The sequence below is a fragment of the Planotetraspora silvatica genome (assembly GCF_016863315.1).
GTDB classification, from domain to species: domain Bacteria; phylum Actinomycetota; class Actinomycetes; order Streptosporangiales; family Streptosporangiaceae; genus Planotetraspora; species Planotetraspora silvatica.
Genome location: NZ_BOOQ01000042.1, coordinates 63198 through 78514, shown reverse-complemented (window position 1 = coordinate 78514; position 15317 = coordinate 63198). Strand labels below are relative to the sequence as shown.

At 68.4% G+C, this 15317-nt stretch carries 13 protein-coding genes and 1 pseudogene; 4 read left to right on the top strand and 10 right to left on the bottom strand.

What is annotated here, in order from left to right; genetic code table 11:
- Positions 1–525 precede the first annotated feature (525 nt).
- A complete protein-coding gene (locus Psi02_RS29220; protein WP_203979063.1) occupies positions 526–885 on the bottom strand; it encodes an STAS domain-containing protein in 360 nt (119 codons plus the stop codon).
- Positions 886–1306: 421 nt separating this feature from the next.
- Here Psi02_RS29220 and Psi02_RS29215 point away from each other — a divergent pair, with 421 nt between their 5' ends.
- Positions 1307–2671 (top strand): sensor histidine kinase, encoded by a 1365-nt coding sequence (locus tag Psi02_RS29215; RefSeq protein ID WP_239095248.1) that lies wholly within the window; start codon positions 1307–1309, stop codon positions 2669–2671.
- On the opposite strand, the gene Psi02_RS29210 is transcribed toward Psi02_RS29215, so the two are convergent.
- A complete protein-coding gene (locus Psi02_RS29210) occupies positions 2668–4464 on the bottom strand; it encodes a sensor histidine kinase (protein ID WP_239095247.1) in 1797 nt (598 codons plus the stop codon). The two genes, Psi02_RS29215 and Psi02_RS29210, sit on opposite strands and share 4 nt — an antisense overlap.
- Positions 4465–4624: 160 nt before the next feature.
- Between Psi02_RS29210 and Psi02_RS29205 the strand changes: the two genes are divergently transcribed.
- The gene (locus tag Psi02_RS29205; RefSeq protein ID WP_239095246.1) at positions 4625–5302 is read left to right on the top strand and encodes a response regulator transcription factor; all 678 of its coding nucleotides are present in this window, start codon (positions 4625–4627) and stop codon (positions 5300–5302) included.
- Here Psi02_RS29205 and Psi02_RS29200 read toward each other — a convergent pair.
- The 7 genes from Psi02_RS29200 to Psi02_RS29170 all read right to left on the bottom strand — a co-directional run bounded on the left by Psi02_RS29200 (position 5299) and on the right by Psi02_RS29170 (position 11368).
- Positions 5299–5757, bottom strand: a complete 459-nt coding sequence (locus Psi02_RS29200; RefSeq protein ID WP_203979059.1) for a response regulator — start codon at positions 5755–5757, stop codon at positions 5299–5301. The two genes, Psi02_RS29205 and Psi02_RS29200, sit on opposite strands and share 4 nt — an antisense overlap.
- 252 nt (positions 5758–6009) lie before the next feature.
- On the bottom strand, positions 6010–6324 hold the full coding sequence (locus tag Psi02_RS29195) for a DUF6510 family protein (RefSeq protein WP_203979058.1): 315 nt from the start codon (positions 6322–6324) through the stop codon (positions 6010–6012).
- 1 nt (position 6325) lies between these two features.
- Positions 6326–7057 carry a ferredoxin reductase gene (locus Psi02_RS29190; RefSeq protein ID WP_239095245.1) on the bottom strand — a complete coding sequence of 244 codons (732 nt, stop codon included), beginning with the start codon at positions 7055–7057 and terminating at the stop codon, positions 6326–6328.
- Positions 7054–7653 (bottom strand): molybdopterin-dependent oxidoreductase, encoded by a 600-nt coding sequence (locus Psi02_RS29185; RefSeq protein ID WP_203979056.1) that lies wholly within the window; start codon positions 7651–7653, stop codon positions 7054–7056. Before Psi02_RS29185 ends, Psi02_RS29190 begins: the two co-directional genes overlap by 4 nt.
- 88 nt (positions 7654–7741) lie before the next feature.
- On the bottom strand, positions 7742–9529 hold the full coding sequence (locus Psi02_RS29180) for a bifunctional metallophosphatase/5'-nucleotidase (protein ID WP_203979055.1): 1788 nt from the start codon (positions 9527–9529) through the stop codon (positions 7742–7744).
- 84 nt (positions 9530–9613) lie between these two features.
- Positions 9614–10489: a helix-turn-helix transcriptional regulator gene (locus Psi02_RS29175; RefSeq protein ID WP_203979054.1), complete on the bottom strand. Its 876-nt coding sequence runs from the start codon at positions 10487–10489 to the stop codon at positions 9614–9616.
- A 21-nt stretch (positions 10490–10510) separates the two neighbouring features.
- Positions 10511–11368 carry a helix-turn-helix transcriptional regulator gene (locus tag Psi02_RS29170; protein WP_203979053.1) on the bottom strand — a complete coding sequence of 286 codons (858 nt, stop codon included), beginning with the start codon at positions 11366–11368 and terminating at the stop codon, positions 10511–10513.
- 271 nt (positions 11369–11639) lie between these two features.
- Between Psi02_RS29170 and Psi02_RS41170 the strand changes: the two are divergent.
- Together Psi02_RS41170 and Psi02_RS29165 are read left to right on the top strand one after the other, a co-directional pair.
- Positions 11640–11894: pseudogene (locus tag Psi02_RS41170) on the top strand (histidine kinase dimerization/phospho-acceptor domain-containing protein); the annotation flags it as partial.
- Positions 11871–12665 carry a sensor histidine kinase gene (locus Psi02_RS29165; RefSeq protein WP_373317705.1) on the top strand — a complete coding sequence of 265 codons (795 nt, stop codon included), beginning with the start codon at positions 11871–11873 and terminating at the stop codon, positions 12663–12665. The pseudogene Psi02_RS41170 and the gene Psi02_RS29165, both read left to right, overlap by 24 nt.
- A gap of 63 nt (positions 12666–12728) precedes the next feature.
- Here Psi02_RS29165 and Psi02_RS29160 read toward each other — a convergent pair whose 3' ends face one another.
- Complete coding sequence (locus Psi02_RS29160) at positions 12729–15104, bottom strand: RICIN domain-containing protein (protein ID WP_203979051.1); 2376 nt, start codon at positions 15102–15104, stop codon at positions 12729–12731.
- Positions 15105–15317: the final 213 nt, after the last annotated feature.

The window sequence follows — 15317 nt, the reverse complement described above, 5'->3', positions numbered from 1 at the left end:
GCGATGGTGTCCCGGCATGGGTCGCCCCGTCGTCCGCCGCCCGGCGACACATCGCCTACGGCCCAAGGAGTACGCCCTCCCCCTCGGCTACTACCCCCCCAGTAGTCCCACCTGGCCGTGATCATGCACAGGTTCGTGATCACGCCCCCTGACCGGCCACAACCCCGAGCGTGATCATGCACAAGTTCGCCGGCGCGTTGCCTGAGCAGCGGAAACGTTTCCCGTGATCATGCGCAAGTTCTGGAATGTGCCGTGTGACCTGCGCGAACATCATCCGTGGTCATGCACTTGGGGCGTTGGCTGCCGGATGCGAACGACATTCGCTGTGCGGTTGAAACCGCGGTCGGGGTCGCAGGTCGTGCATGATCACGGCCGATGTTCGTCCAGGTGGTGCCATACGCGGCCGAACGTGTGCATGATCACGAATGGTGTTCGCGCAGGTCGGGCCGTACGTGACCGAACCTGTGCATGATCACGCCGGAGGTGTGGGGAGGTCGGGGCGTGCGCGGCCGAACCTGTGCATGATCACGCGGGGGGGTGTGAGGTTGAGGCTGAGGTCAGGGCTTCGTGGAGGGTGGGGTAGATGGGGAGGCGGCCGGTGAGGCCGAGTATGTGGAACAGGCGCCGGATGTTGGGCAGCAGGCCGCAGACGGCCACCCGGTCGCCTCGCCCGAGCCGGCCGTACGCGTCGAGGATGACGCGGAGTCCCGCGCTGTCGAGGAAGCGGAGATCGGTGAGATCGAACAGCAGTCGCACCGCCGGCCGGTCGAGGAGTTCGTCCACCTGGGCGCGGAACGCGGGTTCGGTGATGATGTCGATCTCCCCGCTGACGGAGACGACCGTGAATGGCGGGTGCGTCTCAACGGTCACGCGGAAGTCGCTCATATCCATCTCCGCAAACAGGCAGGAAGTCAGGCGGTGCGCCGTACGTAGTAGCTACCACATCCAGATCACAGCCGATCAACGTGTGAGGGGGACGACGGAGTGTCCCGGTCCGCACTTCTCATTGGAATAGTTCTTTTACTTGAATGAATCCAGTTAATTGTTATTATTGGTGTGTACCCGTTTGACTTGTGTCCGGGATTTGAGCAGGTGACGCACCGCCTGGCGGCTACGCCGGCGAACTCCGGCCGCGGGTGCGGCGAGGCCACGAACATCGACGGCTCACGCGGCCGTCCACATCACACATCCCTCCCTGTTAGGCTGGATGTACGAAGATCGTATACAGTATACGAGAATGCCGAGGAGGAGCGCGGTGCGCGGAAGGTCCGGATCAGTGGTGGGCTTACGAGGCCGTGTGGCCCGTATGCGGCCACGGTCCATCCGCGGCCGCATCACCGCCCTGGTCACGCTTCTCGCCCTCCTCCTGCTGATCCCGACCGCGCTCGCCGAGGGCGCGGTGGGACGGCAGGCCGTCACGGACGGGATCTGGCTGTCGGCCCGGCGCCAGGCCGACCTCACCGCCGCGGCCGTACGCCTCGGGCGGCTGTCCCAGCCTGTGCGGCCGGAGGTCGGGGGCGTCGGCTTCGTCCAGGTCGTGAATTCCGGCCATCAGGTCGTCGACGCGTCCCGGCGCGCTCGTGGCCTGCCGGTCCTGAGCCGGGTGTGGCCGACCCCACTCGATCCCGAGCGGGACGTGGAGACCTGTACGTCGACGGCTCACCTGGGCTGTATCCGGATCGCCGCTCTCCGCGTCGAGCCTGAGGCGAACTCGCCGGTGGTCTACGCGGGCCGCCCGGCGGCGAGCCTGAACTCGACCGAGATCTTCGGCCGGTTCTTCGGCCTCCAGGACGGTCTGCTGATCATCCTGGCCGCCTGGGCGACCTGGGTGATCACGGGGCGCACGCTCAAGCCGGTGAAGGCCATCAGCGCCGACCTCGCCGCCATCAACGGCAACGACATGAGCACCAGGGTGCCCGAGTGGCCCGGTCAGGACGAGATCGCCCAGCTGGCGCGGACCGTGAACGGCACGCTGGGCCGGATCGAGGACGCCAAACGGGTCACCGACCAGGCGCTCGGCCGGCAGCGTCAGTTTGTCTCCGACGCGTCGCACGAGTTGCGGACCCCCCTTGCGGGGCTTCGCGCCGAGCTGGAGGAGGCCCGGCTCCACCCCGCGGAGACCGATCTGCCTGATCTGCTCGACCACACGCTGTACGACGTGGACAGGCTGGAATCGATCACCACCGATCTGCTCCTGCTGGTCCGGGTCGGGGCGGAAGGGGACGCCGCGCGGACCCGGGTGGACCTGTCGGAACTCGTCGAGCGCGAGGTCGTCCGGCGGCTCGACCGGCTGCCCGTGCGTCTGCACGTCGAGCCGGGGGTGACTGTGCACGCGGCCGTGCCTCAGATCGTCCGCGTGCTCATGAACCTGATCGACAACGCCCAGCGGCACGCGCGGCATGCCGTGGAGGTCTATCTGCGGCGTGGCGTCGGCTACGTCGAGCTGTCCGTGACCGACGACGGGCCGGGAATCCTGGCGGGTGACCGTGAGCGGATTTTCGAGCGGTTCACCCGGCTGGACACCGCGCGCAGCCGGAACCACGGCGGCACCGGCCTCGGGCTGGCCATCGCGCGCGACATCGCCCACGCTCACGGCGGCACGCTGGTGGCGGCCGAGTCGCCGGGGGGCGGCGCCCGGTTCGTCTTCAGGATTCCCGTCTGCGACGACTAGCCCTTGCCAGGGTCGTCCGCCGGGGTCGGAATGGCCACGAGCATGGACGTCCCGCCGCCGGGCGGGCTCGAGATCTCCATGGTCCCGCCGAGCACTTCGACGCGGTCGCGCAGGCCGATGAGGCCCGAGCCCCGCACGGGGTCGGCGCCGCCGATCCCGTCGTCGCGGACGGACAGGCAGAGGCGGGAATCCTCGATCGCGAGATCGACGTGGACGATCGTGGCCCTGGCGTGCTTGGCCACGTTCGTCAGCGCCTCCGACACGATGTAGTACGTGGTCACCTCGATGTTCTCGGCCAGGCGTCTGGGGGCGATCACGCTCAGCTCGACGGGTACGGCTGAGCGACGCGCGAGGGTGCGCAGAGCCGAGGCGAGGCCTCCCCTGGACACGATCACGGGATGCAGGCCGCGCGACAGCTCCTGAAGATCCTCGACGACGCCCGCGAGGTCCTCGGACGCGCAGGACAGCTGCTTCCTGAGGTCCGTCATCTCCGGCGAGGCGGCGGCCTCGACCGAACGCAGCCGTAGTCCGAGGGAAATGAGCCGCTGCTGTGTCCCGTCGTGCAGATCACGTTCGATCCTGCGGCGGGTCTCGTCGGCGGCCGCGACCACACGGGCGCGTGACGCGGCGAGTTGCTGGCGCACCTGGGCGTTCGCGATGGCGGTGGCGACGAGTTCGGTGAACTCCAGCATGTGCGCCTCCACACAGGCCGGGGGATCGGGCTCCGACGACAGGGCGACCGTCGCGCCCCACAGCCGTCCCTCGACGACGATCGGGATGCCCACCGCCGAATTGACCCCGTGCTTCCTGGACCGCTCGAAGACGGCGCCGGCAGTGGTGGCGTAGTCCGTCATTCGGGCCGGTCGCCGGGTCTGACGGACCATGCCGGCCACACTCGGTTCGTCGGCGGACCAGCGTGTCCCCTCAGGGACCACGAAGTCGGGACCACGAACGCTCCACGAGCCCACCACGATGAACGTTCCGTCGGGGTCGAACCGGGTTATCGCCGTGTGGTCGACCTTGAGGACCCGGCCCATCTCATCGGCGACGGCTCCGAAGAGCTCTTCCGGAGCCACCCGGTGTGCGACCAGCGTCGCGACGCGCCGCAGCGCGGCCTGCTCGTCCGCGACCCGCTGGAGCTCGTCGTGGCTCGTCTTCAGGGCCCTTGTGATCGACTCGCGGTCGAGCGCCGCCTGCAGCAAAGCGCTGAGCGAGCAGGGGAGAAGGTCGTGAACGCGCTGGAGAGCCGGCTCGGGAAGGTCCTTCGGGACGGCCACTCTGCCGATCGTCCTGTCGCCGTTCCTGAGTTGTACGGCGGTGCGCAGCCGATCGTCCGTGATCGGCTCCAGCTGAATCGTCAGGCCGGGGGCTCCCAGCTCGACGGCGAGCAGATCGGAGGCGGTGCGGAGGGGCACGCAGAGATCCTCCGCGTTCAGCAGGAGGCCGGCCAGCTCGGCGGCCAGGGAGGCCTCCCTGCGGCGCTCCTCGGCGTCGACGGCCGCGGAGCGGGCCAGGGCCGCGAAGGACCCGGTCAACACCGCGACGACGAGGAAGACGGCGAGGGCCACCCACTCCGGGCCTGTGGCGATCTTCAGGACGAGGAAGTAGCCGAAAGCGAACGCGCTGGCCAGCGCGGTCAGGGTCCCGAGCCTCCACCCCCATAGGAGCGAGACCACCAGAACACCGGGCAAGTAAACTATGCACAGGGAACTCGGTGGCGCGACCTTCGTCAGCGGATTTGCGACAAGGGTCTCCACCGCGACCAACAAAACGCCTATCAGTATCCCCGTCATGAGGGGTGGGCGCGTTGGGCGTAGCAACGACGACAACAGTCGTGCGCGCACAGTCACTGAATATACTCGGGCTCCGCCCGAGGAGATCGGGCGGCCACCTTCTCGGGTGCCGGACGCGATCGCCCTCGTGGCACCGCCCGATGAGGGGTGGCGTAGACCGGTGCGAGACGACGAAGTGGTGGAACCCACCCGGACTCGGATAGCGCTCGCGGACGATGACGTACTGCTCCGCGAGGGGCTGGTGAGCCTCCTGCAACGATCGGGGTTCGAGGTCGTCGGCCAGGCGGGAGACGGTCCCGAACTGATCGACATCGTCAGCAAGCACGAGCCCGACCTGGTCATCGTCGACATCCGGATGCCGCCGGGCCACTCCACCGAGGGGCTCGAGGCGGCCAAGGTGATCAGGGAGGACTTCCCGCGGACGGGCATCCTCCTGCTGTCGGCGCACGTCGAGGTGGATCAGGCGATGGAGTTGCTCGCCGCCGGTCACCGGATCGGCTACCTCCTCAAGAGCCGGGTGACGGCGATCACGGACTTCATCGAGACGATCAACCGGATCGTCGCGGGCGGCTCGGTCGTCGACCCCCTTCTGGTCCGTGAGCTCTTCGCGGCCCGGCGCAGGAACGACCCGCTGGAACTCCTCACCGAGCGTGAGCGCGAGGTCCTCGCCCTGATGGCGGAAGGGCGGTCGAACGCCGGGATCGCCCACAGGTTGTGGATCACGGAGGGCACCGTCGAGAAGCATGTGCGCAGCATCATGGCGAGGATGCGGCTGCCGGAGACGGCGGACGACCACCGCCGGGTGCTCGCGGTGATCACCTTCCTCGACTCCCGCTAGTACGGGCCGGGGTGACGCTTGCCGCGGGCCCGCCAGGAAGAGTGCCCGTTGGGAGAGGCACGGTCGGGGGAGGCCAGGTCCGGGGGATGCTCGGCGGCCCGGACGATCTCGCTGATCGCCCTGCCCGACAACCTCGCCTTCGGCAGGAAGGCGATGGCGGGACTCGCCGTGATGATGTCCGCCAGGTCCCCTTCGGCGTAGGTGGAGATCAGGATGACTCTCGACGGCTCCGCGTGTTCGCCCGAGGCGAGGTCCCTGGCGAGGTCCAGGCCGGACTCGTCGCCGAGGGTGATGTCGACCAGCAAGACGTCCGGGCGGAGCGTCGCCGCCTGACTGATGGCGTCGGCCCGGGTGGACGCCACGCCGACGATCTCGATCCCCTCTCGGCCCAGCACGTCGCACGCGACCTCGAGGAAGTGGTCGTTGTCATCGACGATCAGGCAGCGCAGGCCCATGGATCCAGGATCTCGTAGGGGGATGGCCGGGGCATTGCAGCTAACGGTAATGCCGCAGGCTCCGCTGGCCTGTGTCACAAATGCTGGCTGGCACCGAAGACGGCCGGGCTCGCGCCTGGCATCGTGGCCCGGGTAAGCACACTTCGTCCCTGGAGTCCTCATGCGATGGCAGATCAGAGTCCGCAGACCGCGGCGACCAGCCGGCAGGCTCGCGCTGGATCTGCGGACCCCCAAGGGGCGGCTCCTGCCGTACTAGGCAGTGCCCTCCCCGGTCTCGTCCGGCACACCCGGGCCGGGCAGGGGGATGCGCAGGGAAACGGTTCCACGCAGGTCGAGCCACGCGCTGTCGGGACCGCGGACGAGGCGGAGCACCACCTCGTCGCAGGCGGGGCAGCGTGCCACCATGCCGAGGGCCGGGCCGTACACCCGGAGCGAGGCGACGGGCCCGCTGAGGCCGCAGTGGACGCACCGGCCGACGGCCGCGGTGACGTCGACGGCGAAGATCTCTCGCAGCGGGCCGGCCAGGGCGTTGCCGTCCTGATAGGAGTCCTGAGCGGGTTCGGTCATGTCACCCTCCGGTGGGGCCGAATCGTTCGGTCTTGATCGCACGTGCGTCGTGGCCCATGGCGAGCAGGATGTCGGAGGCCGTCTCGACGAAGCCGGTCGGCCCGCAGACGAAGCACTCGGGCCCGAACTCCGCCGGCCAGCCGCCGGTGTTCATGTCGGCGATGGTGAGCCGTCCGGCCTGGCGGGCCCACCCGTCGGGGACGACACGGGTGTAGAGGTAGGTCACGTCCAGGCCGGGGTGCGGCAGGCGTAACTCCTCCGCGTAGTAGCGCTCGCCCGGCTCGCGGAGCGAGTAGATGAGGCGGAACGGCGTGCGACTGCCCGCCTGCCTGCGGGCGCGGATCATGGCCATCAGCGGCACGATCCCCGAACCGCCCGCGACCAGCAGCACGGGCGCGGTGCCGGTGGGCCGCCACACGAACCAGCCGCCCACCGGGCCGCGGATCTCCACCTCGTCGCCGACAGTGAGTTCCTCGGTCAGGTACGGCGAGACCTCGCCGTCGGGCACCTGCTGGACGGTCAGTTCGACCCGTTCGCCGTCGGCGGGAGCGGCGATGGAGTAGCTGCGCTGAGTGCTGTAGCCGTCCTCGGCGGTCAGCCGTACGTCCACGTGCTGGCCCGCCAGGTGGCCGGGCCAGCCGGGGATCTGGAGGACCAGGGTGCGCGCACTCGGGGTCTCGTCACGGATCTCGACCAGCCTGGCGATGCGCCAGACCAGCCTGCGGCCGTTCAATCTCCCTGGTAGCGCTGCTCGCGCCACGGGTCGCCGTAATTGTGGTAGCCGGCCGTCTCCCAGAATCCGGGCCAGTCCTCGTTCATGAGCCGGATGCCCTGGACCCATTTCGCGGATTTCCACAGGTAGAGGTGGGGGACCAGGAGCCGGGCCGGACCGCCGTGCGCGGCCGCGAGTTCCTCTCCGTCGAACTGGTAGACGATCCACGCCTTGCCGTCGAGGAGATCCTCGACCGGGAGGTTCGTCGTGTAGCCGCCGTAGGAGTAGACGAGGGCGTACTCGGCGCTCGACTCGACGTCGGCGAACAGGGTGTCGAGGGACACCCCCTTCCAGTCGGTGCCGAGCTTCGACCATTTGGTGACGCAGTGCAGGTCGACGGTCGGGGTCTCGCTGGGCAGGGCCATCAGTTCCTGCCAGGACCAGCGATGTGTCCGCCCGTCCTCGGTGTCGATGGCGAACTCCCAGCGGTCCAGCGGGACCCGCGGAGTCGGCCCGGCCGACAACACCGGGAAATCGTGAACGAGATACTGGCCTGGCGGCAGCTTCACGCCCTCATCTCTGGGCCTGCCGCGAAAGCCGCGCGAAACGAATCCCATTGATACCTCCCCGGGATCACATTAGCGAAATGCCGTAAAGGGTCGGGGACCCGGTGTGGAGATCCACGCCGAGTCCCCGGGTGCGGTGCTAGAAGACAGGAACGCCCTCGCGCACGAGCTTCCAGTTGGGGTCGGCGAAGGTGGCGGGATCGATGGTGCCGGACGCGGAGGCGTACTCGATCAGCGCCTGACGGATCTCCACCTGGGCGTTGTAGACCACGGGGGCCGTGGTCACGCCGGGGAAGCCGCCGCCGCCGGACTGCCGGTAGTTGTTGATCGCCACGACGAACTGCTGGTCGGCGGCGACCGGCTGCCCCTGGTAGGACAGCCCGATGATCCGCTGCCCCACCGGCTTGGAGATGTCGATGTCGTACGTCACGCCGGACAACTGGTCGTAGTTGTAGTCCGGGGTGCCGCCGGCGTTGGTGAGGCTTCCGAGATCGATCGGGGCGCCGGGAGCGACCTGGGCGAAGTACCTGGCGGAGTACTCCAGGTAATCCTTGACCTGGGCGCCGGTCAGCTTCACGCCGAGCAGCGTGTTGTCGTAGACGTACAGGCCGGCCATGTCACGGACGCTCACCGGGCCCGCGGGGAAGACCGCGCTGCGGCTGAACGGCGCGGCGATCGACAACACCGGCAGGGAGGCGTCGGCCGTGCCCGCGATGGCCTTGCTCACCAGATCGGTCTGGACCCGCTGGATGTAGTCGAGGATCGGGGTGTCCTTGTACGGAGACTCCGCGGCGGACAACTGCTCCTTCGACTGGGCGACCACCTGGTTGACGTAGGCCACCGTCTTGTCGTGCTGCTCCTTCATGAGAGCGACGATCTTCGGGTCCTCGGGGACCGTGTTGGTGTTCAGCGTGGTGGACGACTTGCCGGAGACGCTCCACCTGCCGCGCTGCTTGGTGAGGGTGAAGTCGACCACCGACAGCCGCTGGCCCCACCTGCCGGGCTCGGTGAGCAGCACCTGCTGCCCGGTGACCTTGTTGGTCACGAACCGCTGCGGCACGTCGTTGTGGGCGTGGCCGAACAGGACGGCGTCGATTCCCGGGACCTGCTCGGCGACGAGGGCCGAGGCGTTCTCCACCGGGAGGTCGGAGCCGTAGGACGACATGCCGTTGTCGCCCGCGTGCGCGGTGACGAGCACTACGTCGGCGCCGAGGCCGCGCAGGACCGGCACCCACTTCTTCGCGGTCGCGACCAGGTCGAGGAACTTGAGCTTGCCCTCGACGTTGGCCTTGTCCCAGATCGCGATGCCCGGGTTGGTGAGACCCAGCACGCCGACCTTGATCGGCTTTTCGCCCTTGACCTTCATCGTCTTGATCAGGAAGGGCTGATACGCCGGAAGGCCGGTCCGCGCGGACACCGCGTTCGCCCCCAGCACCGGGGCCTTCATCTGGTCGATCCACTTGGCCAGCAGGGGCAGGCCGTAGTTGAACTCGTGGTTGCCGAGCGTGACCGCGTCGTATCCGATGGCGTTCATGGCCTTGGCCATGGGATGGATCTTCCCGGTCGTGGTGACCGGCTCCATCTTCGCGTAGTAGTAGTCGAGCGGGGTGCCCTGGATGGTGTCACCCGAGTCGAACAGCAGCGTGTGATCCGCCCCGCGGTCGGCGCGGATCTGCTTGACGAGGGTCGAGACCTTCGCCAGGCCGACGTCGTTGTGGGCGCTGTCGTCATACTCGGCGTTCTTGAAGTAATCCCAGTTGACGGCGTTGCCGTGGATGTCGGAGCTGGCCATCACGGTGACCTTCACCGAGTGGCCGGAGGATGAGTGGCCGGAAGATGCGGTAGCGGGAGCACTGGGGGCCAGGAGGCCGAACGCCGCGACGACGGTGGCGCCGGCGGCCAGGGCCTTGCCGATCTTGATGGACATTTCTGTGACGATAACGAGGCGATATCACCGCCACGTCACAGAGTTCTTAACCGGACATTGAGGTCGAATGTCAAGATTGCGTGGTTAGGAACTCCCATTGTCCTGTGACTGGGAATCGTTGGCCCTGGCCCACTTGGCGAGGAGCCGGAGGGCGGTCTCGGACGGCGAGGCGGGGTCCACGGTGTAGATCAGCAACATCTGGTCCGCGTCCCCGGGGAGGGTGAGCGCCTGGTAGCCGAGGGTGAACTCGCCGGCGGCCGGGTGCCGGTAGCGCTTGACCCCGGAGATGCGTTCGAGCACGTGATGTTCGTCCCATATCCGCCGGAAGTCCTCGCTGTGCAGGCAGAGCTCCTTGGTCAGCTCGTGGAGCCGGGGGTCTCTCGGATGCCTGCCGATGGCGAAGCGCAGCAGGGCGGTGGCGTCGGCCGCCACGATGGCCCAGTCGCGATGCAGCTCCCGGGACCGGGGGTCCAGGAAGACGTATCTGGCCAGGTTGCGTTCGTGGGGCGACATGGTGTCGAAGCCGATCATCAATGCCCGGAACATCAGGTTGGCGGCCAGGAAGTCCGTGCGAAGGCCGATCACGGCGGCCGGGACGTCGGCACGCTCCAGGGTGTCGAGCAGGACACGGGTCTCCGGAAGGACGTCTTGCTGGAGGACCTTTCCGCAGCGGGCGGGGTTGCAGATGGGGTTGGCCAGGTCGAACAGGTGCTCGCGTTCGGTCTCGTTGAGCTGGAGCGCGCGGGCGATGGCGTCGAGCACCACGGGGGAGGCGTTCTTGCTGCGGCCCTGCTCCAGCCGGGTGTAGTAGTCGACGCTGACGCCGGCGAGTTGTGCGAGTTCCTCACGCCGCAGCCCGGGGACACGTCGATGTCGCTGAACCTCCATCCCGACGTCCCCGGGATTGAGGCGGGCTCGGCGTGAGCGGAGGAAGTCCCCCAGCTTCACGGGGTGGTCCATATGTCCAGTATGTGCCTTATGTCACTTTTTATCGTGATGAGGGTCGCTCCGCGTCCTGGCCCACTTCGCGAGCAAGGCCAGAGCGGCGGCGGACGCCGACTCGGGCTCCGCGGTGTGGACGCACATGTACTGGTCGGGCTCCGCCAGCGTCAGGCCCTGGTAGTTGACGGAGAAGTCCCCGGCGATCGGGTGGCGGTAGTACTTGATTCCAGAGGGACGGTCGTGAACGTGGTGAACGGCCCACAGCCGGCGGAAGGGGTCACTTGCTGTCAGGAGTTCCTGGATCAGCTCGCGCAGTGCGGGGTCCTGAGGATGCCGGCCGACGCCGAACCGCAGCATGGCGGTGACGTCGCCCGACACGACGTCCCAGTTCCGGAGCAGCAGACGGCAACGCTCATCCAGGAAGGTGAGCTGCGCCAGGTTCCGATTCCGCGGCGGCCCGTCGTCCCACATCAGCAAGGCCCGATACAACCGGTTGGTGGCCAGGAAGTTCGTGTAGCGGCCGAGCACGCACGCCGGGGTGTCGCCACGGTCGAGCGCGTCGAGCAGCTCGTGGGTCGAGGGATGAACCGCCTGCACAACAGGGGTGTACGTGTGGTCGAGAACAGGTCCGGCCAGGTCGAACAGGTGCTCGCGCTCGGTCTCGTTGAGCTGGAGCGCGCGGGCGATCGCGTCGAGCACCGCGGGGGAGGCGTTCTTGCTGCGGCCCTGTTCCAGCCGGGAGTAGTAGTCCACGCTGACACCGGCGATCTTGGCGAGCTCCTCGCGCCGCAGCCCGGGGACACGTCGATGTCCCTGGACCTCCATCCCGACGTCCTCCGGATTGAGGCGGGCTCGGCGTGAGCGGAGGAAATCCCCCAGCCTCACGAGGCGGTCCATACGTCCAGTATGTTCCTTGCTTCATTTTTGGCTGTGGCGAGGGTGGCTCCGTGTCTTCGCCCACTTCGCGATCAACGTCAGGGCGTCGGCCGACGGAGACCTCTGCGCGGCGTATGTGCCGCACGTCACTTTTCCATGCGTGGGGCCCGAGGGTGGCCCTGGTGGTCCGTGTCTAGAGGGGGCCTGTTCAGAGACCCAATGGGCCGCTCGGTGATGGTTGTCTGGATGGTGACAGATCGCTGACAGGGCCCGACCGAGGAAGGAGCCACCGATGAACGGCTCGATCCCACCGACAGACCGTGAGACCGTCATCGGCGCACATCCGGACCCGGCGGCGGCCGAGCAGGGGTGCCGGTTCGCCGCCGACGCCGCCCACGAACTCTGCACACCGGTCGCGGCGCTCCGGGTCGAACTGGAGGAGGCCCGGCTTCACCCGGATGAGACCGATCTGTTGGACCTCCTCGATCGCGCGCTGGGGAACGTCGACCGGTTGCAGACGATCGTGACCGACCTGCTGACGCTCGCACGAGCCCAGTCCGCCGCACCCATCGACCGGCAGCGGGTCGATCTGGCTGAGCTGATCCGCCTCGAGGTTTCGAGGCACGTGGATCGGTATGAGACGTCAGTGGTCCCTGTGGTGGACGGCGACGCCGGGGTCGTCGTCGACGTCGACCGCTTCCAGCTCCGCCGCGTGCTGGCGATCCTGCTGGACAACGCGTACCGGCATGCCCGGAGCTCGATCCGCGTTCAGGCGCGGTGGGACGGTGACGCGGCCGAGCTGTCCGTCACCGATGACGGCAGAGGAGTCGCCGCCGCGGATCGGGAGCGGATCTTCCAGCCTTTCGCCCGGCTCGACGCCGCCCGCGACCGTCGTAACGGTGGGGCGGGACTCGGCCTGGCGATCGCCCTGGAGATTGTCAGAACTCATGGGGGGACCTTGGACGTGGACGACGCGGCCGCGGGCGGTGCCCGATTCGTCGTCCGGCTCCCCGCCGCCCTCCCGGCGGAGGCGGAGCGGCTTTCCACGAACCGCGAGGAATCCCGGCTCGAAGCTCGGCTGGAGGAGCGGATCAGCGCTCTTCCCGAGTGTGGACCCGGCCGCCTCGATCACACGTTCGAGGATCTGCTGGGACGTGGAGCCCGCAGCCGGTGGGGGCACAGGTGCGGGGCGGCGGTCCGTAACGCCTACCGTGCCGGACGCGCATGCCCCCGGTGCCGGCGCACCGAGAGCGCGGTCGCCCGCGAAGCCTCTGTCGGAGACCTGCGCCGCCCTCCTGGTGCGGCCTTCCGCCGCTGACGGCGGAAACCCGCGCCGCCGGGGCGACGCGGGCTCCACTCGAACCTCTGGACCTGTGTGCTTCTACGGGTAGTTGATCAATGGGGACTCGAGGTGTGAGGAGTTGGCCGGGTCGCCGCTGTTGTTGATGACGCGGCTGATCGTTCCCGTACCGCCGAGCGAGACGGTGATCAAGCTGTGGAACTTCACGTTCGCCGTGTTCGGCACCTCGAAGGAGCGCGCCTCGACCACGCTCGGGTTCACGTTGAAGTACGCGTAGCTGCCGAGCCCCCATGCCTCGTGGCTGGTGACCGAATTGCCCACCTTGTAGGCCGCCCAGCCCTGGGTGGAGCCGTTCATCCAGGCCGACTGGTTGGGCGGGTCGTAGGGGAGTTCGTTCTGGAAGAAGTACGTCCGGCCGCCGTTGCCGTTCCAGATCACCTGGTACTTCTGATAGTGCTCGACGAACAGGCCGTACATCGTGACGTTGTCGCCGTTCACGATCAGCCCGGTGTCGGCGGGGTTGACCGTCCAGCCGACGGTGCCGGGGTGGGAGCTGTCCGAGTGGTCGGCCCGCCACAACCACATGTGGTCGCCGATCACGTCGGAGCTGTTGATCACGAGACTCTGGGTGGCCTTGCCCGCGATGGGGCCGCCGATGCGGAAGAACACGTCGTGCAGCGACGTCGGGTTGGCCGCGTGGCTCTGCGTCGAACCGGAAGGACCGACCTGCATCAGCAGCGGCGAGTTGGTCGTGCCCGCCTCGATGAGAAGGCCGGCGACCTTCACCCCGTCGACGTCCGCCACGGACATGGCCATGACGCCGTTGTCGGCCTGGAGCGTGGCGAGCCCGAGTCCGAGGACCACCGTGTTGGCCCGGCTCACCCTGATCGTGTCGGTGAGGTGGTAGACGCCGGGTGTGAACAGCAGGTTCTTGCCCTGGGCGAGCGCGGCGTTGATGTCGGCGGCGGAGTTGCCCGGCTTGGCGATGAAGAACTGGTCGATCGGGATCGAGGAGCCCGCCGACGTGCCCGCGGTCCAGGTCGCGCCTTGGGCGTTGGTCCGTAGCGCGGGCACGAAGACCTGGTAGGCGCCCGCCTGGTCGACGTACAGGAACGGCTTCTCGCGCACCACCGGTGTCGTGCCGACCGTGGTGTACGACGGGTTGGGGAAGGTGGTCGCGGGCGCGCCGGTCACTCCGGCGAACACGATGTTCCAGTTCTCGCCGGCCCAGCTGCCGATCTGGGAGTTACGGGTCAGCCACTGCTGCTGGCTGCCGGAGTTGACCTGTCCGTCGATCTTCGAGTCGGACATCCAGCCGCCGCTGGACCATCCGCCGTCGTCGAGCCGGAGGTTGCCCCGCACGTGCATCCTGCGGTACGGCGCCGCCTGCGAGACGGCCCACCGGTCGGTGCCGGACGGGGGGTTGACCGAGAGGTTCTCCGCCCCCCGCCAGAAGTTCTGGGTCGCGTTGCCCTGGAACCAGTCGGCCTCGACGTGCACGCCCCCGTTGACGGTGACGTTGTCGGGGGACATGCCGAGACCGAGGACCTGCGTGTAGAAGCCCACGTTGACGTCGACGTTGTAGGAGCCGGGCCGGAACAGCAGCGCGTACCGGTTGGTGCCGAACTGGTTGCTCTGCTGCTGGCCGAACACGGAGTTCAGCCTGCTCTGGATGGTCGAGGCGGGCATCGACGGATCGAAGACGAAGACGTTCGGCCCGAGGTCTGGGGTGCCGGGGGGCGGCGGGGGAGTCGAGGGGGTTCCCATGGTGAAAGACTGCGCCGCCGTTCCGTTGCAGGTGTACTGCCCGAGCTGGACGCTGTCGGCGGTGGACGCGGCGGGCACGTCCAGGCACTTGCCGCTGTAGCGGTTGACGAAGTGGTAGGAGCCGCCCGGCTCCTCCACGGGCTGCCACTGCTGGTTGTTGCCCCTGCTGTAGCTCCACAGCTGGATGGGGGCGTTGTCGGCGGCGGAGACGTTGGTGACGTCCCAGGCCTGGGCGGTGTTGGTGCTCACGTTGACGCGGTAGTAGCCGCCGCTCGTCGCCTGGAACTGCCACAGCTGGGCGCCGGTCCCGTTGCAGGCGTACTGCTGCACGGCCGTGCCGTTGGCGGTGGCGGCGGCCCGTGCGTCCACGCACTTGCCGCTGCCGAGGTTCACCACAGTGGTGAAGCCGGTGGGTACGGCGGCCGCCTTCGCGACGGCGGTTCCAGCGGTGGTGCCGGTCATGGCGCCGGTGGTGGTGCGGGCAGTGGTCTCAGCGGCGGTGCCGGTCATGGCGCCGGCGGTGGTGCGGGCAGTGGTCTCAGTGGCGGTCCCGGTCATGGCGCCGGCGCTCGGGGCCACCGCGAGTGTCAGCGCGGAGGCGGCCAGCGTCGCCAGGACCGGGATGAAGAGCCGGTGCCGGCGGCGGGGAGGGGAATGGATGAGGCCGGTGTCGTCGCGTCCCAGAGTCACGAGATCTCCTCTTGCCGCGGTACGCCCCGCAGTCCGGTGCGCACATGGCGGACGTCGTGCTTCGCCCATCCGGCAGGCGGCAGGAGACGCCCGCGGACGGGTGCGGTCGGTGAAGCCTTCTGAGTCGGTGAAGCCCTCTGAAAGGCAGGCGAATCACCGCCCGGGTGCGCCGTCCGGGCGGGCGGGTACGGCGGCGCCCGGCTTGTGGCCAGG

Bases quoted from the DNA above. Each gene is read 5' to 3' on its own strand.
- Psi02_RS29180 (WP_203979055.1), bottom strand. From the start codon at position 9,529: ATGTCCATCAAGATCGGCAAGGCCCTGGCCGCCGGCGCCACCGTCGTC.
- Psi02_RS29195 (WP_203979058.1), bottom strand. From the start codon at position 6,324: ATGACCGAACCCGCTCAGGACTCCTATCAGGACGGCAACGCCCTGGCC.
- Psi02_RS29185 (WP_203979056.1), bottom strand. From the start codon at position 7,653: ATGGGATTCGTTTCGCGCGGCTTTCGCGGCAGGCCCAGAGATGAGGGC.
- Psi02_RS29170 (WP_203979053.1), bottom strand. From the start codon at position 11,368: ATGGACCGCCTCGTGAGGCTGGGGGATTTCCTCCGCTCACGCCGAGCC.
- Psi02_RS29200 (WP_203979059.1), bottom strand. From the start codon at position 5,757: ATGGGCCTGCGCTGCCTGATCGTCGATGACAACGACCACTTCCTCGAG.
- Psi02_RS29210 (WP_239095247.1), bottom strand. From the start codon at position 4,464: ATGACGGGGATACTGATAGGCGTTTTGTTGGTCGCGGTGGAGACCCTT.
- Psi02_RS29220 (WP_203979063.1), bottom strand. From the start codon at position 885: ATGAGCGACTTCCGCGTGACCGTTGAGACGCACCCGCCATTCACGGTC.
- Psi02_RS29215 (WP_239095248.1), top strand. From the start codon at position 1,307: ATGCGGCCACGGTCCATCCGCGGCCGCATCACCGCCCTGGTCACGCTT.
- Psi02_RS29175 (WP_203979054.1), bottom strand. From the start codon at position 10,489: ATGGACCACCCCGTGAAGCTGGGGGACTTCCTCCGCTCACGCCGAGCC.